Source organism: Pseudokineococcus sp. 5B2Z-1 (assembly GCF_037482305.1).
GTDB lineage: Bacteria > Actinomycetota > Actinomycetes > Actinomycetales > Quadrisphaeraceae > Pseudokineococcus.
Map to the genome: position 1 here is coordinate 377,703 of NZ_JBBHZG010000003.1, position 17,980 is coordinate 395,682.

The following is a 17,980-nucleotide window of genomic DNA, read 5'->3' on the forward strand; positions in this document are numbered from 1 at the left end:
CGCCCACGGATGACCGGGAGCCACGAGAGGGCACAGGGCGCACGGGCCGGGGCGGGGGCGGCACGAGAGGTCGCCCGGAGGTGCCAGGCTGCACCGCGTGAGCAGCGCCACGCACGTGCCCGAGACGTCCCGGCACGAGGAGGAGCTCGAGGCCGACGACGCGTGGCACACGCTGCGGCGCTGCGGCCCGGCCCTCGCCGTGGAGTCCTTCCGCCGCTTCCGGTACGCCGACGGCTTCTCCCACTCGCGCGCCCTCGGGCTGCAGATCTGCCTCGCCGCCCTGCCGCTCGTCGTGGCGCTCGTCGGGCTGGCCGGGTCCGTCAGCGGCGAGGTGGCGCAGGTCCTGCGCGCCGTCGTCATCGCCCTCACGCCCGGCGTCTCGCAGGAGCTCGTGACCGCGACGCTGGACGAGCAGCCCTCCTCGGGCGGCGCGCGGCTGGCGCTGTGGATCGGCCTCGTCTCCGCCCTCGCCGTGCTGACGACGGCGATGGCCCAGGTCGAGCGCGGCGCCAACCGCATCTACGGCGTCGAGCGCGACCGCCCCTTCGTGCGCCGGTACGCGCGCGCGGCGGTCATGGCCGTCGTCGCCGGGCTGCCGGCGCTCGCGGGCTTCGTCCTGCTCGTCGGCTCCGGGCCGGCCGGCGACGCCGTGCACGAGATCTACGGGCGCGACGACGACGTCGTGCAGGCGGTGGCCGTGCCGGTGGGCGCGCTGCTGCTCGTGGCCTCGGTGACGGCGATGTTCCGCCACGGGCCCCGCCGGGTGCAGCCCGGCTGGTCCTGGCTGGCGCTGGGGGGCCTCGTCGTCCTCGCCCTCTGGTCGGCGCTGACGGCGGGCGTCGTCGAGTACGTCGAGCTGTCGTCGAGCTTCACGACCGTGTACGGGCCGCTGGCCGTCGTCGTCGCGCTCCTGCTGTGGGGGCAGCTGACGTCCGTCGCGATCTACCTCGGCCTCGCGGTCGCGGCCCAGCTCGAGGCGGTGCGCGCCGGGGTCGAGCGGGGGGCTCGCCAGGACGTGGCCTGACGGCGCCTACCGTGGCCGAGGGCCTCACTCGACGAGGAGCCCGTCGACGAGGAGCCCACCGACGAGGAGCCCACCGACGAGGAGCGCTGAGGACACTGGCACGACGCACCACCGCAGGAGCCGCCGCCGTCGCCGCCCTGCTCGCCGTCGCGCCCGCGGCGTCGGCCACGGCACCGGCACCGGCACCGGCACCGGCACCGGAGGCCGTCGCCTACTGGGGCTCCTTCCTCGTCGAGGACGGCGCCTGGGCCTTCGCCCCCGTGGGCCCCAGCGCCCGGACCGCCGAGGACGGCGCCGTCGAGGGCTGGCGCTTCGCGACCGCGCCGGCCGACGCCCGGCCGCGGCCGCCGCGCGGCCGACCGACCTTCGCCGAGCTCTGCCAGGACGTCGCGCCCGTCGAGGGGCAGGTGCGCGTGGGCGTCGTCGTCGACTACGGCCGGCCCGTCGACGCGCCGCCGGGGGCGGAGGAGGAGCCCCCCGCCGCGCGCGGCGCCTGCGCCCAGGTGCCGGAGGGCTCCTCCGGCGAGGTCGTCCTCGACGACGTCGCCGCCCTGCGCGCCGAGTCGGGCGTGCTGTGCGCCCTCGACTCCTACCCCGCCGACGTCTGCCAGCCCGCGGTCCCGCTGCCCGACGCGGCGCGCGCGGCCGACGGACCGGTCGACGTGGCCCTCGGCGCCCCCGCCCCGCAGGCCGCCGGAGGGGCCGACGGGGCCACCGCGGACGCCCCGGCGCCGGACTCCCTCCTCGCCGGACCGGCCGGCCTCGCCGGAGCCGTCGCGGTGGCGCTGGCGCTCTCCGCCGGCCTGTCCGCGGGTGCGGCTCGAGCGCTGCGGCGACGGCGGCGCCGCGCTCGCTGACGGGACCGCCGGCGCACCCGCGCCGGGCGCGGCGGGGCAGCGCAGCCTCACCTCGGCTGCGCGGCGACCGGTCCGGGCGCAGCATCTCCCCCGTGGACGCAGCGGCGGAGCGAGCGGTGGACGAGGTCGACGAGCGGGCGCCGGGCGAGGGGGCCGTCCCCGCCGGGGACCGGGCGCCGGCGACCCACGAGGGCGAGCCGCACGGACGGGGCCCCGGGCGTCTGGGCTGGCTGCGCGCCGGGGTCCTGGGCGCGAACGACGGCATCGTCTCGACCGCCGGCCTCGTCGTGGGCGTCGCCGGGGCCACGGTCGACCGCGGCCCGCTGCTCACCGCCGGACTCGCCGGTCTCGTCGCCGGCGCGGTGTCGATGGCCCTCGGCGAGTACGTCAGCGTGAGCACGCAGCGCGACAGCGAGGCCGCGCTCATCGCGAAGGAGCGGCACGAGCTGGCCACCCAGCCCGAGGAGGAGCTGGCGGAGCTGGCGTCGCTGTACGAGGCGAAGGGCCTGACGGCGGCGACGGCGCGGCAGGTCGCCGAGGAGCTGACGGCGCACGACGCCGTCGCGGCCCACGTGGACGTCGAGCTGGGCCTCGACGAGGAGGAGCTCAGCCGGCCGTGGCAGGCGGCCGGCGCCTCCGCCGTCGCGTTCACGACCGGCGCCCTGCTGCCGCTCCTCGCCGTGCTGCTGCCCCCGCCCGAGCTGCGGGTGCCGGTCACCGTCCTCGCCGTCCTCGCGGCGCTGGCCCTCACCGGCGCCGTCAGCGCCCGCCTGGGCGCCTCGCCGGTGCGGCCCGCCGTCGTGCGCCTGCTCGTGGGCGGCGCCCTCGCGATGGCGGCGACCTTCGCCGTCGGCAGCCTCGTCGGCGGGGCCGCGGGGCTCTGACCCGGGGCCCCACCGGGGCCGGGCGTGCGGGGGCTGGGGCGGCCTCGTCAGGCGCGGGTGCGGTCGGGCACGAAGGGCGGGCGCACGACGCGGCAGGCGAGGGCGCGGCCCCGCACGTCCACGGCCACGAGGTCGTCCCGCTCGACGGCGGCGTCGAGCAGCGCCAGGGCGACGCCCGCCCCCAGGGTCGGGGAGAAGGTGCCCGACGTCGTGGTGCCGACGCGGCGGCCGTCCGGGTCCTCGACCGCGAGCCCGGCGCGGAGCACGCCGCGGCCCTGCGCGAGGAGCCCCCACGAGCGGCGGGCGGGGCCGGCCTCCCGCTCGGCGAGGAGGGCCTCGCGCCCCCAGAAGGCGGGCTTGCCCCACCCGACCGCCCAGCCGACGCGCGCCTGCACGGGCGTGATGTCGCGCGTCAGCTCGTGGCCGTGGAGCGCGTACCCCATCTCGGTGCGCAGCGTGTCGCGGGCGCCGAGGCCGCAGGCCCGCCCGTCGCGGGCGCGGACCTGCTCGAGGGCGGCGTCCCACAGCTCGCCCGCGTCCTCCCACCGCGGCAGCAGCTCGTAGCCGCGCTCCCCCGTGTAGCCGGTCCGGCAGACGACGACGGGCCGGCCGCGCCACGAGGCGTCGACCCAGCCCATGTAGTCGGCGCCCACGGGCAGGCCCAGGGCGTGCAGGACGCCGTCGGCCTCCGGGCCCTGGACGGCGAGGACGGCGTGGTCGCGGTGCTCGTCGAGGACCTCGACGCCCTCCGGGGCGGCCTCCCGAAGGCGCTGCGCCACCTCGCCGGCGTTGGCCGCGTTCGGCACGGTGAAGACCTCGTCGTCGCCGCGCAGGTAGGCGATGAGGTCGTCGACCACCCCGCCGTCCTCGTCGCAGCAGAGGCTGTACTGCGCGCGGCCGGGGGCGATGCGCCCCAGGTCGTTGGTGAGGCAGGAGTCCACGAAGGCCGCCGCGCCGCGCCCGCGCACCCTCACCTTGCCGAGGTGGCTGACGTCGAAGAGACCCACGGCCTCGCGGACGGCCCGGTGCTCGGCGACGACACCGCCGCCGGCGTGCTCCAGGGGCATGGACCAGCCGCCGAAGTCGGCCATCTTCGCCCCCGCGGCGACGTGGCGGTCGTGCAGCGGGCCCCGCAGGGCCCCGCCCGGGGCGAGGTCGTCGGCGGCCTCCTCGCGCACCGCCGGGGCCTCGGCCTCCGCGGCGGCGGCCGCCTGCGGCGTCCCCGCCCGGCCGGCGTCGCGGGGGTCGTCGTGCGTGGGCCCTGCTCCCGTGGTCACCCGGGCGACCCTAGCCAGGGGGACCGGTGGCGGCGGTCCCCGCCGCCCGTGGTCCGCGCCGGTCGCGGGTCCGGGACGCGTGGGTAGCCTGCCCAGATGACTTCCGTGAACCTCGTGAACAAGGACGTGGCGTCGGCGCCGGCCGACGCCGTCGTCCTCGCCGTCGCCGCCACCGACGACGGCCCCCGCCTCCTCGCCGACCTGCCGCGCGCCCTGCGGTGGCTCCCCGGGGCCCTGGGCTCCCTCGGCGTCACGGGCGCGGCGGACGAGGTCGTCAAGGTGCCCTCGGCCGGGGGCGCCACCGCCGGCGTGCTGGTCCTCGCCGGCGTCGGCCGCACCACGGGCGACCGCCCGGGCCGCGAGGCGCTGCGCCGCGCCGCCGGCGCCGCCGCCCGCGCGTGCGCGGGCCTGCAGGTGCTCGCGCTCGGGCTGCCCGCGGGCGACGTCGAGGACGCCGTCGCGGCCGTCGAGGGCGCCCTCCTCGGCGCCTACGCCTACGCGCCGTACAAGGAGCGCACCGCGGCCGCGCAGAAGGCCCCCGTCGCCGAGGTCGCGCTGCTGACGACGTCGCCGCGCGACAAGGAGCTCAAGGCCGGCGTCGAGCGCGCGCGCGTGCTCGCCGACGCCGTGGCCGCCGCCCGCGACCTCGTCAACGCCCCGCCGGTCGACCTCTACCCCGAGTCCTTCGCGGACGTGGCCGTCGCCGCCGGCAAGGAGCACGGCCTCAAGGTCAAGGTGCTCGACGACGTCGCCCTGGCCAAGGGCGGCTACGGCGGCCTCACGGGCGTCGGCAAGGGCTCGACGCGCGGGCCGCGGCTCGTCAGCGTCACCTGGTCGCCGCGGGGCGCCGCCGCGAAGGTCGCGCTCGTCGGCAAGGGCATCACCTTCGACTCGGGCGGCCTGTCCATCAAGCCCGCCGCGTCGATGGAGACGATGAAGTGCGACATGGGCGGCGCCGCCGCCGTGCTGCAGGCCGTCGTCGCCGCCGCGCGCCTCAAGCTCCCCGTCGAGGTCACCGCCTGGCTCTGCCTCGCCGAGAACATGCCCGGCGGGGGCGCCATGCGTCCCTCCGACGTCATCACGACGTACGGCGGCCGCACCGTCGAGGTGCTCAACACCGACGCCGAGGGCCGCCTCGTGCTGGCCGACGGCCTCGTCTCCGCGAGCGAGCAGCAGCCCGACCTCATCCTCGACGTCGCCACCCTCACCGGCGCCCAGATGGTGGCCCTCGGCAGCCGGGTCTCCGCCGTCATGGCCGACGACCCGCAGGTGGGCCAGCGCGTCGTCGCCGCCGCCGAGCGCTCGGGCGAGCAGTTCTGGCCCATGCCGCTGCCGGAGGAGCTGCGCGCGAGCCTGGACTCGCCGGTGGCCGACATCGCCAACATGGGCGAGCGCTACGGCGGCATGCTCGTCGCCGGCCTCTTCCTGCGGGAGTTCGTGGGCCGCACGGGCGGCGAGGGCAGCCCCCGCATCCCGTGGGCGCACCTCGACATCGCCGGGCCCGCCTTCAACGAGGGCAAGCCGTGGGGCTACACCGGCAAGGGCGGCACCGGCGTGGCCGTGCGCACGCTCGTGCAGGTGCTCGAGGACGCCGGCAAGCGCTGACTCCCGTCCCGGCGCCGCCACCGCGTGGCGCCGGGTGCGCCCACCGCGCGGACGACGGGCCGCAGGACCACCGCTGAGGACGGACCTGCGGCCCGTCGTGCTCCCCGCGCCCGGGTGCTCGTGGGGCTCGACTCGCGGCGCTGACGCCGTGCGACCGCGTCCGCCGCGTCAGGGGACCCGTGCGTGAGGGCCAGTACCTGATGGGCCCGTGCCCGGTGGCCCGCGGCGCCCGAGGCCCGTCAGATGCAGGACCCGTCGGTCCGAGGACCCGTCAGGTCGAGAGGACCGCGGCGGCGTGAGGCGGTGCTTCAGCGGGGACCGAGGGCGGCGCGGACGAGCGCCAGCGCGCGGTCGCCGTCGAGCCCGAGGCGCCGGACCCGCTCGGCGTACTCGGTCGCGGCCGCGACGGCCTGCGCCTCGGTGTCCGTCCCCGCGGCGACGACGGTCCCGCCCCGTCCCCGGGTCTCGACGACGTCGTCGGCCTCCAGCTCCTTGTACGCCCGAGCGACGGTGCCCGGCGCGACGCCCAGGTCCTCGGCCAGACGCCGCACGGCGGGCAGCCTCTCCCCCGGCGCGAGGTCGCCCGCGCCGACGGCCTCCACGACCTGAGCCCGCAGCTGCTCGTAGGGCGGCACGCCCGAGCCCTCGTCGACGCGGAAGGCGATCACGGTCGCACCCGGTGAGCGGGACCCACGACTGGTCGCCCACCGCTCGCGCAGTCGGACGTCGCGGGCAGGAGCTCCATCACCGTCGGCGCCGGGCCTTCTCCTCCGCCCGCTGGCGCGCGTTGTAGTCGCGCATGCGCTGCGGGTAGCCGGTGAAGTTGACGTCGTAGAAGGGCATGGCCAGGTCCTGGGCGAACTGCCGGGCCGTCCTCGCGTCGGGCACCCGACGCCGCGTCCACTCGCCGTCGGTGGCGATGAGCAGCAGCGTCAGCCCCGTGTCGTTGGTCGCCGGCTCGAGGTAGGCCTCGACGCCCACGCGGGTGCGCGCGAACTCGGCCATGTGCGCCGAGGACTCGCCGCGCTCCGCGCGCGGTGACGACGCGCTCGCCGCCGACCCCGGCGTCGCCGCACCGCCCCGGCCGAGGAGCCGCGACCACCACGCCATGCCGTCCTCCTCCGTGCGCCGTGCGAGGCAGGCCCCCGCCGAGCTCACCACGGTAGCCGTGCCACCTGGGCGCCCGGTGCGGGTCGCCCTCCCGACCACGGACGGCGACGCCGTGCCGATCGCCGCGCGCGCAAGACCGTCCGTCACGGGACGCCGGCCCGAGGAACCAGTCGCCGGGAGCGGGCTCCGGGGACACCGGGCTCCATGGACAACCGGGCTCCATGGACAACCGGGCTCCGAGGCGCAGACCCGCCCCGCCGAGTCAGGCACCACGCACGCGGGGATCAGGGGTCGTCGCCGTCGTCACCGCTCGATGACCCGTCGTCCACGAGGCCGCCATCACGGCCGGGTCGGCGGCCAGGACCGGCACCCCCGGGCTCGACGCAGCGACGGGGTCCACGAGCACGACCGGGCTCGACGGCGGAGCCGGGCTCGACGACAGGGCCGGGCTCGACGACAGGGCCGGGCTCGACGACAGGGCCGGGCTCGACGGGCCGGCCGGGGTCGTCGGGGCCATCGGTGTCGTGGAGCTCGTGGGCGAGGTCTTCCAGGCGTGCCCGCCACGGTGGTGGCGCGGTGGCCGGTGGTGGGTCGCCGGCGCGGGTGATGACGGGGCGGCCGTCGACGACGTGGGCGACCAGGGCGCCGGTGTGGACCCGGCGGTGGTCGTGCCCGCACACCAGCGCCAGGTTCGACAGGGCGGTGGGGCCGCCGTCGGCCCAGTGCACGACGTGGGGCGCCTGGGTCCTGCTCACGGGGGCGTCGCAGTCCGGGCCGATGCACCCCCGGTCCCGGATCGCCAGCGCGCGGCGCTGCGCGGGCGTGACGGTGTACGCGGCCCGGCCGACGTCCAGCGGCTCCGACCGCGAGCCCAGGACCGCGGGGACGACCTCGGCGTCGCACGCCAACCGGCGCACCGCACCCGCCGACAGCGGGGCGTCGTCGGGCAGTAGACCAGCGCCCCGCACGGCCCCGGTGAGGGTGGCGAGGTCCATCGTCACGACCACCCGCGCCCGGGCCCCACCCTCGCTGGGCAGGCCGGCCTCGGAGGCGGGTGGAGCCGACAGGGCCTTGCCGGCCAGGGCGACGAGGGCGTCGGCGCGCCGCTGCGCGGCCGAGCGCAGGTCCGGGCCGCCCTCCCCGGACGGCTCCGGCGCGGCCAGCGCTTCGATCGCGGTCATCAGGGTCGCGCCGGCCTCCGGGGCCAGGCGCCCGCGCACGTGCCAGGTCCCGGTCAGATCCGGCGAGCAGTACAGCTCCCGCCGCCGGTGCGCCCGCTCCTCCCGCCGCCCCAGCAGGTCGCTCCCCTCCAACGCCGCCTGGCCGTCGGCCAGGGCGTCCTCGCCCGCCTCGGACAGCTCCGCGCGGGCCAGCAACCCCGCCGCGTGATGGCGCAACACCGTCAACGACACCTCCGGGGCGTGCTCCAGCAGCACCCGCTCCACCGCCGCCCGACCCACCGGCCCGTAGTGCTCAGGCAGGTCCAGCACCGCACCCGCGACCACGTCCGCCGCCTCCACGCTCACGAGCCCCGCAGCCAACGCCGCCCCGGTCGCAGCGCCCTCACCCAGCCCCGCCCCCCGCCCGCCCGTGCGGGCGACCCGCTGCGCGGCAGGCCCGCGCCGGTCACGAACGCGACCGTCGCCTGCCGGCGCGCCGCCGTCGCCGGATGCACCCCCAGCACCCCCGCGAGCTCACCCCGACCGTCCCCCGCCCGCGACCGCGCCAGCACCGCCCGCTCCCCCGGCGTCAGACCGCCCGGCACGAGGGCCTCACCCCGGGAGGCGACCTCCCCCAGCACCACCACCTGCGCCGCCTGCGCCACCCGCACCAGACCCTCCAGCTCACGCACGACCCGCCGCAGGTCACCCGTGGCCACCGACCACAGCCCCAGACCCGCCACCGCCGCCCGCCCCACCTCCGGGGCCGACCGCGCCGCCGCGATCGCGGGCGCCGCGCCGGCACCGCAGGCCGAGGCCGCCGCCGCGTCCGGCACGGAGTCGGGCACCCCCGCACCCGACCCCGCCACCGCCTCGTCCTCCACACCCACGACCGTAGGGGCGACCACCGACAACGGATCGAACACGTGTTCGACACACCGAGGGGCGATCGGCCCGCACGGCGGTCGCCACGGTCCCGCCGCCGCCCCGAGGGCCCCGGCCGCGTCCGGTTGCCGCGCTCGCCCGGGGTAGTGCCAGGATGGGCGGCGCCCCGGCGCCGCGGACGACCTCCGCGGGCGGGGGCGGACAGACGTCCCGCGACCCAGCGACACCCCAGGAGCCCCGCGTGCCCGAGTCCCCCGCAGACACCGTCTACGACGTCGTCGTGCTCGGGGGTGGCAGCGGCGGGTACTCCGCGGCCTTCCGGGCCGCCGAGCTGGGCCTGTCGGTCTGCCTCGTCGAGAAGGCCGAGCTGGGCGGCACCTGCCTGCACCGCGGCTGCATCCCGACGAAGGCCCTCCTCCACGCTGCCGAGGTGGCCGACTCCGCCCGCCACGCCGAGGGCTTCGGCGTCAAGGCCGAGCTCCAGGGCATCGACATGGCCGGGGTCAACAAGTACAAGGACGGCATCGTCAGCCGCCTCTACAAGGGCCTCCAGGGTCTCGTGAAGGCGCACAAGGTGACGATGGTCGAGGGCGAGGGCCGCCTCGTCGCCAGCGACGCCGTCGAGGTCGACGGCACCCGCTACCGCGGCAAGAACGTCGTCCTCGCCACCGGGTCCTACTCCAAGAGCCTCCCCGGCCTGGAGATCGGCGGCCGCGTCATCACGAGCGAGCAGGCCATCCGGCTCGACCACGTGCCCGAGCGGGCCATCGTCCTCGGCGGCGGCGTCATCGGCTGCGAGTTCGCCAGCGTGTGGAAGTCCTTCGGCGTCGACGTGACGATCGTCGAGGCGCTCCCCCGCCTCGTCGCGGCGGAGGACGAGGCGGCCTCCAAGGCCCTCGAGCGCGCCTTCCGCAAGCGCAAGATCGGCTTCTCCACCGGCGTGCGGTTCAAGGGCGTCACGCAGGACGACAGCGGCGTCCACGTCGAGCTCGAGGACGGCAAGACCTTCGACGCCGACCTCATGCTCGTCGCCGTGGGCCGCGGGCCCTCGACGCAGGGCCTCGGCTACGAGGACGCAGGCGTCACCCTCGACCGCGGCTTCGTCATCACCGACGAGCGGCTCCGCACCGGCGTCGAGACGGGCGCGGGCGGCCACGTCTACGCCGTCGGCGACATCGTCCCGGGCCTGCAGCTCGCGCACCGAGGCTTCGCGCAGGGCATCTTCGTCGCCGAGGAGATCGCCGGTCAGCAGCCGGCACCGGTCGTCGACGCGATGATCCCGCGGGTCACCTACTCGACGCCGGAGATCGCCTCCGTCGGCCTCACCGAGCGCCAGGCGCGCGAGCTCCACGGCGAGGACGGCGTCGAGGTGCTCGAGTACAACCTCGGCGGCAACGGGAAGAGCCAGATCCTCGGCACCCAGGGCTTCGTCAAGCTCGTCCGGCAGAAGGACGGCCCCGTCGTCGGCTTCGTCGCCGTCGGCGACCGCATGGGCGAGCAGGTCGGCGAGGCCCAGCTCATCGTCAACTGGGAGGCCTTCCCCGAGGAGGTCGCCGCGCTGGTGCACGCGCACCCGACCCAGAACGAGTCCCTCGGCGAGGCCCACCTGGCCCTCGCCGGGAAGCCGCTGCACAGCCACAGCTGAGGGCCGGGCGCCCCGCTCGACGCGCGGGACGCCAGCACCCGCACCGAGCCGTCCGACCCCAGAGGAACAGGAGACCCCATGTCCCAGTCCGTGCAGATGCCCGCCCTCGGCGAGAGCGTCACGGAGGGCACCGTCACGCGCTGGCTCAAGCAGGTCGGCGACGCCGTCGAGGTCGACGAGCCCCTGCTCGAGGTGTCGACCGACAAGGTCGACACCGAGGTCCCCTCGCCCTTCGCCGGGACGCTGCAGCAGATCCTCGTCGAGGAGGACGAGACGGTCGAGGTCGGCGCCGACCTGGCCGTCATCGGCGACGGCGAGGCCGGGGGCGGCGAGGACGCGGACCAGGGCTCGCAGGACGCCGCCCAGGACGAGCAGCCCGCCCCCACGCAGGACCAGCAGGCGCAGGACGAGCAGCCCCAGCAGCAGGAGGAGCCCTCCTCCGCGGGGCCGCAGGCGGCCTCGCCCCAGCAGGGCGGCGGCAGCGGCTCCGGGACGACGGTCGCGATGCCGGCGCTCGGCGAGAGCGTCACCGAGGGCACGGTCACCCGCTGGCTCAAGAGCGAGGGCGACACGGTCGAGGTCGACGAGCCCCTGCTCGAGGTCTCTACCGACAAGGTCGACACCGAGGTCCCCTCCCCCGTCGCGGGCACCATCACCAAGATCCTCGTGGGCGAGGACGAGACCGTCGAGGTCGGCGCGGACCTCGTCGTCGTGGGCGGCGACCCCTCCGGCGGCGACTCCTCCGGCGGCGGCGCGCAGGACCAGGGCGCCGGCGAGGCGCAGGAGGCCCCCGCCCCGGCCCCCGGCGAGTCCGACGACGCCGAGGACCTCGGCGACGAGGCGGCCTCCCGCGAGCAGGCCGAGGAGGACGCGGAGCGCAAGACGTCCTCGCGCGGCTCGGGCGCGGACGACTCCGGCGACACGGAGGCACCGCCCGCCGGGCAGTCCGAGCCCGAGCAGGACACGCAGTCCTACACGTCGCCCGAGCCGCAGGTCCCGACGGGCACCGCCCAGCCGCAGGCCTCGGAGCCCGCGAGCGGCGGCAGCACCACGTCGCCGTCGTCGACGGGCAGCGGCTACGTCACGCCGCTCGTGCGCAAGCTCGCGCAGCAGCACGGCGTCGACCTCTCGACCCTCACCGGGACGGGCGTGGGTGGCCGCCTGCGCAAGCAGGACGTCCTCGCCGCGGCCGAGAAGGCCCAGCAGCCCGCCGAGCAGGAGCAGACCGCGGCCGCCGCGGCCCCGGCCCAGCAGGCCCCGTCCGGCTCGGCGGAGTCCTCCGCCGGCGCCCGCGCCGACGGCCCTTCCGTCAAGGGCCGCACCGAGGAGGCGGCGCGCGCCGTCGCCTCCAAGCGGGGCACGACCGAGAAGATGTCGCGCCTGCGCAAGGTCATCGCCCAGCGCATGGTGGAGTCGCTGCAGGTCTCGGCCCAGCTGACGAGCGTCGTCGAGGTGGACGTGACGCGGATCGCCCGGCTGCGGGCCCGCGCCAAGTCCTCCTTCGAGCAGCGCGAGGGCGGGCGGCTGTCCTTCATGCCGTTCTTCGCGCTCGCCGTCTGCGAGGCCCTCAAGGCCTACCCGCAGGTCAACGCCAGCGTCGACGGCGACTCGGTCGTCTACCACGCGCAGGAGAACCTCGGCATCGCGGTCGACACCGAGCGCGGCCTGCTCGTGCCGGTCATCAAGGAGGCGGGCGACCTCAACCTCGCGGGCCTCAACCGCCGGATCGCCGACCTGGCCGAGCGCACGCGGACGAACAAGGTCACGCCCGACGACCTCGCCGGCGGCACGTTCACGATCACGAACACCGGCAGTCGCGGGGCGCTCTTCGACACCCCGATCATCAACCAGCCGCAGGTGGCCATCCTGGGCACCGGTGCGATCGTCAAGCGCCCGGTCGTCGTCACGGACGGCGACGGCGGGGAGTCCATCGCGGTGCGCTCGATGATGTACCTGGCCCTGTCCTACGACCACCGCATCGTCGACGGCGCGGACGCAGCCCGCTTCCTGTCCACGCTCAAGGCGCGGCTCGAGGAGGGCGACTTCGCCTCCGAGGTCGGCCTGTAGGGGCGTCCCCGCGAGAGCACGGCGTCGGCGCCGCCGCGCCGGGGTCGACCGCCGCCGCGCCTCCCCGGGCGCGGCGGCGGTCGACCCGCACCACCCCCCGCACCACCACGACGGCCCGCCTCCCGGGCCCTCCCGGCCCCGGAGGTCGCGCGCATGAAGGTCGTCGCCTGCGGTGCCTCCGGCCTCATCGGCACCGCCCTGCGCGAGCGCCTCGCCGAGCGGGGCCACCAGGTGGTCCAGCTCGTCCGGCGCGAGCCCTCCGGTCCCGACCAGGTGCGCTGGGACCCGGCCCGACGTCGTCTCGACGTGAGCGCCCTCGAGGGCGTGGAGGCCGCCGTCAACCTCTCGGGGGCGGGCGTCGGGGACCAGCGCTGGACCCCGGCCTACCAGCGCGAGGTCCTCGCCTCGCGCACCGAGCCCACCCGCACGCTCGCCGAGGCCCTCGCCCGGCTCGAGCCGCGTCCGAGGGTCCTCGTGCAGGGGTCCGCGATCGGCGTCTACGGCCACCGGGGCGAGGAGGTCCTCACGGAGTCCTCCGCGCCGGGCTCGACCTTCCTGGCGGACGTCGTCCTGGACTGGGAGGCGGCAGCGCGCCCCGCGCAGGACGCCGGGATCCGCACCGCCTTCGCCCGCACGGGGCTCGTCATGGCCCCGGGCGCCGGCGCCTTCGGCAGGCTGCTGCCGCTGCTGCGCCTCGGCCTGGGCGGCCCCCTCGGCGACGGTCGGCAGTGGTGGAGCTGGATCACCCTCGAGGACGAGGTCTCCGCCCTGGTCCACCTCCTGGAGACCGACGTGGAGGGGCCCGTCGACCTCACGGGGCCGGCGCCGGTGCGCAACGCGGAGCTGACGCGAGCCCTGGGACGCGCCTTCGGCCGTCCCACCCTCCTCCCGGTCCCGCGGCTCGCCCTGCGGGCGGTCGTGGGCGGTTTCGCCGACGAGATCCTCGCCAGCCAGCGCGTGCTGCCGACGGTGCTCCAGCGCAGCGGCTTCCGCTTCGCCCACGAGGACGTGGACGCCGCCGCCCGCTGGCTCGCCGACGCCGCCTGACAGCCGTCGCGGCGCCGTGCCGGCGTCGTCTCGACGCCCCGTCCTCCCCTCCCTTCGCAGGGCGGCACCCTCCGGATTGGTCCGCGCGCCGATGACGACCCGAAGCGGTGGACTTCGGCGTCCAACACGCGTCCTCGCTGGTCAGGGGCCTGTTCCCGTGGTCTCGTAGGTCGCGGCGGAGCTCGCTCCGCCGGATCCGACGACGGCGCCGACGCCGTTCCCGACGACCGGAGGACATCCCCGTGATCAAGAAGACCCTCGCCCTCTCCGCGGCCCTGGCCATCACGACGCTCCCCCTCGCGGCCCCCGCGATGGCGGCGAGCAGCGGCACCACGGAGCTCACCGGCAGCCTCACCCAGCTCAACGACAGCGGCGCCAGCGCCGAGGTCACCGGTTCCATCACCGGCGACGAGCTGACGATCAACATCACGCCCCAGGGCCTGCTCGAGGGTGCGCCCCACGCGCAGCACATCCACATCGGCGGCACGAACTCCTGCCCGTCGAACGACATGGAGGGCTCCGGCGCGGACGGCGCCCTGCAGGTCACCGACGCCGCCGGCAGCTACGGCGCCATCGCCGTCTCGCTGACCACCGAGGGCGACACCTCCCCCGACAGCGGCCTCGCGGTCGACCGCTTCCCGGTCGGCAACCCCACCTACTCGCGGACCCTCCAGGTCTCGCCCGAGGTGGCCCAGCAGATCGCGAACGGTGACGGCGTCGTCGTCCTGCACGGCGTCGACCTCAACGGCTCGGGCTCCTACGACGGCGACGTCATGTCCGACCTCGACCCCTCGCTGCCCGAGGAGGCCACCGACCCGGCCGCCTGCGGCACGCTCGACGTCGCCTCGATGTCGATGCCGGGCGGCGGCGCCGACACCGGCGCCGGTGGCGCGGTGGGCACGCAGACCCTCACACTCGCCGTCGGCGGCGCGGCCGTGGCGGCGGCGGGTGCCGCGGGCCTCGCCTACTCGCGTCGTCGCGCCGGCCAGCGCGGCTGACCCAGCGGCTCTCCCCGGCCCCGGCGCCGGCCGTGCTCACGGCCGGCGCCGGGGCCGACCGCTCTCCCCGTGCGCCCGTCGTGCGGGCCCCGCAGGTCCGGCCGACGGAGGCAGGCATGACCCCCGCACGACGACCCGTGGTGCGCCGGTGGCAGCGCGCCGTCCAGGCGACCACGGCCTCGACCGCCGCCGCACTCCTGGTCGGGCTGGCGGTGGGCGCCACCGCCCACGACGACGTCGGCCCCGACGGCGCACCGGCCGTCGTCGCCGGCCACCACGGCAGCACCGTCCTCGCCGCCGGACCCGCTCCCGGAGGAGCGGCGGCACCGGCCGCGGACGCCGCCGGAGGACGCGACCCGCACGACCACGGGGACCTCGAGGTGACCGTGATGCTGGGTGCCGGAGGGACGACCCGCGTCCAGGGCCCGGTGGAGCCCGGTGACTGGTACTCGCTGGTGAACCACACCGAGGCGGACCAGCGCCTCACGACCGCCGACGGCGCCCTCGAGGTCGACGTCCCGCTCCAGCGGCTCATCACCCTCCAGGCGCCTGACGCGCCCGGCACCTACCGGCTGGTCTCGACCACGGACGCGACCGTCGTCGCCGAGCTCGTCGTCGCCGGACCGTCGGCCTGAGGCTCAGGACGGCGCCAGCACCTCCTGCACCTCCCAGCCCTCCTCCTGCCGGACCAGCCGGAGCCGCGCGGGGACGTCCAGCCCCTGCGCCACCACCGCGAGCACGCCGCCGTCGTCCGCGACGAGCCGGTGCGCCGAGCTGCGCGTCACGACGTCGACGAGGACGTCGTCCGGGTTCGCCCCGGCCCCGTCCGGCACGGGCGCCCGCTCCGCGCGGAGCACCACGGTCTCCAGCCCTGCGAGCCGTGCGCCGCGGCGCGTCAGCGCCTCCAGCTCGGCCATGTCCGCCGCCAGCGCGGGGGAGCCGGCCGCCGACGCCCGCTCGAGCGGGGCGGCGTCCCTCGTCGCGAAGCCGCGGTCGCGCAGCGCCGCGAGCGCGGTCACGGCCGCCACGGGGTCGTCCGTCGCCGGGTCCGCCACGACGTCCTCCCCTCCCGGCTCCGCCACGGCGTCGCCCGCACCCGACGCGGCCGTCGGATCCGCCACCGGTCCCCCCACCGGACCGGCCGGCGGCTCCGCGGTGGCGCCGCCCGCCGAGGTCGCCGCCGGGGCCGCGGCTCGACCCTCCGGCGTCTCCGCCGGCCCCGCCGCGGACGAGGGCGCACCCGGCGCTCCCGCGGCCGACGCGCCGTCGTCCGGGAGGACGAGCGGCGCCACGAGCGCCACGAGCGCGACGACCGCGGCCGCGCCCGCCGCCGCCAGGACGGCCGTCGGCGCCGAGGGGCGCCGACGCGCCCCGGGGGCCCCTCGCCGCGACCGTCGACGGCGCCGCCGGCTCGTCCCGTCCGACGGCGCCGCGTCGGGCGACGTCGCGCTGCGGCGCGCCGCAGCCCGGACGCGGTGCGTCACCACCTCGTCGGGCGGCGCACCGGGGTCGGTCGGCACGAGACGGACGGGCTCGGCCGCCGCGCATCCCCAGGCGCGGGACGCGAGGGCCCGCGCGTCGGGCCGCCGCTCCGGGTCCGCCTCCAGGCAGTCCTCCAGCAGGTCCACGAGCGGCCGCGGCAGGTCCGGGCGCAGCACGACGAGCGGCGGGCGCTGCGACACCGGCCCCGGCGCCAGGGCCGCGAGCGCGTGCCAGGCGCAGGCGGCGAGCGCGTGGACGTCCCCGGCCGGCGTCGCGGGGGCGCCCGCCAGGCGCTGCGGGTCCGCGTAGCCCGGCGTCAGCTCGACGAGCGGCGGCCCTCCGCCCGCGGCCGGTGCGGCCGCCACGAGCCCGGCGGTGCCGAGGTCGGCCAGCAGCGGCCGACCGTCCTCGGCGAAGAGGACGTTGCCCGGCGAGACGTCGCCGTGGACCACGCCGGAGGCGTGCAGGTCCGCCAGCGCCCCGGCCAGCGGGACGAGGAGGGTGACGACCTCGCCCGCGTCGAGGGCGCCGCGAGCGGCGACGAGCGCGCCGAGGCTGCCGCCGAGGGCGTGCTCGAGGACCAGGACGGGCCGCGGAGGCGACGCGACGGTGGCCGCCGTCTCGGTGACCCCCCGCAGCCGCACGAGGTGGGGCCCGCCGAGCGCGGCCGCCAGCGCCGCCTCGTCCCGCAGGCGCGCTCGAGCGGCCTCGTCCACCGGCACCGACGTGCGCAGCACCTTGAGCGCGGCGGCCTCGCCGGTGGCCTCCTCGACGGCGCGCCACACCTCCCCGGAGCCGCCCCGCCCCAGCAGCCGCTGCACCGTCCACCCGGGGACGACGGGAGCGACGGCGGGCCCGTCCGCCGGGCCGTCGCCGGAGTCGACGGGGAGGTCGAGGCCCGGGAGCGGATCCTCGGCCGGCACGACGCGCAGCGGCCAGGGCGCCGCCTCGGCTCCCCGGTCCTCGAGCCGCTCCCACCACGGCGGGCCGGAGCCCCCGCCGAGGTCGTCGTCCTCCCCCGCGCCGCCCTCGGGCCCGAGCGCCTCCCGTGACACCGGGTCCTGCCCGCCGTCGTCCGACCCCTCGGGCTCCCGCCCACCGCGCGCCGCGTGCCGTCCCACCACGCCGTCAGTGCAGCGCCTCGCGCCCGGGCCCGCAGGCGTCGTCCACAGGCGGCGCCCGCGGGGAGCCGCGCCGGCGGCGGAGCGCAGCGGGGGCGCGCCCCCGGGGCAGGATGGGCGTGTGCCCGCCGACGCCCCCACCGTCCTCGCGACCTCCGGGGGCCTGCGCCCCGGACGACGCACCCGCCTCGAGCTCTCCGGGCTCGTCCACCACGCCGTCGACCTGTCGGGCACGACCGGGCGGCCCCCGCGCGTCGTCCACGTCGGCACCGCGGGGGGCGACCAGCGCTGGTTCGCCGCCGAGCTCTCGGAGGCCGCCCGCGTGGCGGGGATGCACCTCGAGCACCTCGCGCTGATGCCCATGCCCTCCCACGACGACGTGCGCGGCCTGCTGCTGGGCGCCGACGTCGTCTGGGTCGGCGGCGGGAGCGTCGCGGGCCTGCTGGCGCTGTGGCGCCTCCACGACCTCGGCCCGGTCATGGCGGAGGCCTGGCGGGCGGGCGTCGTGCTCTCCGGCGTGAGCGCGGGGTCGCTGTGCTGGCACGTCGGCGGCCCCACCGACTCCTTCGGGCCCGACCTGCGGCTCGTGACCGACGGCCTCGGGCTGCTGCCCTACGGCAACGGCGTCCACTACGACTCCGAGGAGCAGCGGCGCCCGCTCGTCCACCGCGCGGTCGCCGCCGGCGACCTGCCCCTGACGTACTGCACGGACGACGGCGCCGGCCTCGTCTACCGGGGCACCGAGCTGGTCGAGGTCGTCACCGACCGCCGGGCCGCGGCCGGCTACCGCGTCGAGCGCGACACGAGCGGGGGGGGGA

Annotated in this window: 16 protein-coding genes; 10 read left to right on the forward strand and 6 right to left on the reverse strand. The window is 77.7% G+C overall.

The features are described from left to right. Positions 1 to 97 precede the first annotated feature (97 nt). The 3 genes from WDV85_RS10260 to WDV85_RS10270 all read left to right on the forward strand — a co-directional run bounded on the left by WDV85_RS10260 (position 98) and on the right by WDV85_RS10270 (position 2,765). Positions 98 to 1,024: a YihY/virulence factor BrkB family protein gene (locus WDV85_RS10260; RefSeq protein WP_339570512.1), complete on the forward strand. Its 927-nt coding sequence runs from the start codon at positions 98 to 100 to the stop codon at positions 1,022 to 1,024. An 11-nt stretch (positions 1,025 to 1,035) separates the two neighbouring features. Next, positions 1,036 to 1,881 (forward strand): SCO2322 family protein, encoded by an 846-nt coding sequence (locus WDV85_RS10265; protein ID WP_339570513.1) that lies wholly within the window; start codon positions 1,036 to 1,038, stop codon positions 1,879 to 1,881. A 116-nt stretch (positions 1,882 to 1,997) separates the two neighbouring features. Further along, positions 1,998 to 2,765 carry a VIT1/CCC1 transporter family protein gene (locus tag WDV85_RS10270; RefSeq protein ID WP_445263290.1) on the forward strand — a complete coding sequence of 256 codons (768 nt, stop codon included), beginning with the start codon at positions 1,998 to 2,000 and terminating at the stop codon, positions 2,763 to 2,765. 47 nt (positions 2,766 to 2,812) lie between these two features. On the opposite strand, the gene gcvT is transcribed toward WDV85_RS10270, so the two are convergent. Continuing rightward, the gene (gcvT, locus tag WDV85_RS10275; protein ID WP_445263291.1) at positions 2,813 to 3,943 is read right to left on the reverse strand and encodes a glycine cleavage system aminomethyltransferase GcvT; all 1,131 of its coding nucleotides are present in this window, start codon (positions 3,941 to 3,943) and stop codon (positions 2,813 to 2,815) included. A gap of 195 nt (positions 3,944 to 4,138) precedes the next feature. Between gcvT and WDV85_RS10280 the strand changes: the two genes are divergently transcribed. Next, complete coding sequence (locus tag WDV85_RS10280) at positions 4,139 to 5,647, forward strand: leucyl aminopeptidase (RefSeq protein WP_339570516.1); 1,509 nt, start codon at positions 4,139 to 4,141, stop codon at positions 5,645 to 5,647. Between the two features lie 308 nt (positions 5,648 to 5,955). On the opposite strand, the gene WDV85_RS10285 is transcribed toward WDV85_RS10280, so the two are convergent. The 4 genes from WDV85_RS10285 to WDV85_RS10300 form a co-directional block, all read right to left on the reverse strand. Beyond that, entirely contained in the window at positions 5,956 to 6,312 is a 357-nt protein-coding gene (locus tag WDV85_RS10285; protein WP_445263292.1) for a GntR family transcriptional regulator, read from the reverse strand. Positions 6,313 to 6,391: 79 nt separating this feature from the next. Beyond that, the gene (locus tag WDV85_RS10290; RefSeq protein ID WP_339570518.1) at positions 6,392 to 6,757 is read right to left on the reverse strand and encodes a hypothetical protein; all 366 of its coding nucleotides are present in this window, start codon (positions 6,755 to 6,757) and stop codon (positions 6,392 to 6,394) included. A gap of 284 nt (positions 6,758 to 7,041) precedes the next feature. After that, a complete protein-coding gene (locus WDV85_RS10295; RefSeq protein WP_339570519.1) occupies positions 7,042 to 8,262 on the reverse strand; it encodes an HNH endonuclease signature motif containing protein in 1,221 nt (406 codons plus the stop codon). A gap of 17 nt (positions 8,263 to 8,279) precedes the next feature. After that, positions 8,280 to 8,801 (reverse strand): hypothetical protein, encoded by a 522-nt coding sequence (locus WDV85_RS10300; protein ID WP_339570520.1) that lies wholly within the window; start codon positions 8,799 to 8,801, stop codon positions 8,280 to 8,282. A gap of 242 nt (positions 8,802 to 9,043) precedes the next feature. Between WDV85_RS10300 and lpdA the strand changes: the two genes are divergently transcribed. From lpdA to WDV85_RS10325, 5 genes are all read left to right on the forward strand, one after another. Continuing rightward, entirely contained in the window at positions 9,044 to 10,447 is a 1,404-nt protein-coding gene (gene lpdA / locus WDV85_RS10305; RefSeq protein ID WP_298803846.1) for a dihydrolipoyl dehydrogenase, read from the forward strand. A 78-nt stretch (positions 10,448 to 10,525) separates the two neighbouring features. Then, positions 10,526 to 12,514, forward strand: a complete 1,989-nt coding sequence (gene sucB, locus WDV85_RS10310) for a 2-oxoglutarate dehydrogenase, E2 component, dihydrolipoamide succinyltransferase (RefSeq protein WP_339570521.1) — start codon at positions 10,526 to 10,528, stop codon at positions 12,512 to 12,514. Between the two features lie 153 nt (positions 12,515 to 12,667). Further along, the gene (locus tag WDV85_RS10315) at positions 12,668 to 13,561 is read left to right on the forward strand and encodes a TIGR01777 family oxidoreductase (protein WP_339570522.1); all 894 of its coding nucleotides are present in this window, start codon (positions 12,668 to 12,670) and stop codon (positions 13,559 to 13,561) included. Positions 13,562 to 13,803: 242 nt separating this feature from the next. Continuing rightward, on the forward strand, positions 13,804 to 14,559 hold the full coding sequence (locus tag WDV85_RS10320) for a hypothetical protein (RefSeq protein WP_339570523.1): 756 nt from the start codon (positions 13,804 to 13,806) through the stop codon (positions 14,557 to 14,559). A gap of 116 nt (positions 14,560 to 14,675) precedes the next feature. Beyond that, on the forward strand, positions 14,676 to 15,194 hold the full coding sequence (locus tag WDV85_RS10325; RefSeq protein ID WP_339570524.1) for a hypothetical protein: 519 nt from the start codon (positions 14,676 to 14,678) through the stop codon (positions 15,192 to 15,194). Between the two features lie 3 nt (positions 15,195 to 15,197). Here WDV85_RS10325 and WDV85_RS10330 read toward each other — a convergent pair whose 3' ends face one another. Then, on the reverse strand, positions 15,198 to 17,165 hold the full coding sequence (locus WDV85_RS10330) for a serine/threonine-protein kinase (RefSeq protein WP_339570525.1): 1,968 nt from the start codon (positions 17,163 to 17,165) through the stop codon (positions 15,198 to 15,200). Positions 17,166 to 17,283: 118 nt separating this feature from the next. Here WDV85_RS10330 and WDV85_RS10335 point away from each other — a divergent pair. Beyond that, a partial coding sequence (locus WDV85_RS10335; RefSeq protein WP_339570526.1) for a Type 1 glutamine amidotransferase-like domain-containing protein occupies positions 17,284 to 17,980 on the forward strand: 697 nt, incomplete at its 3' end.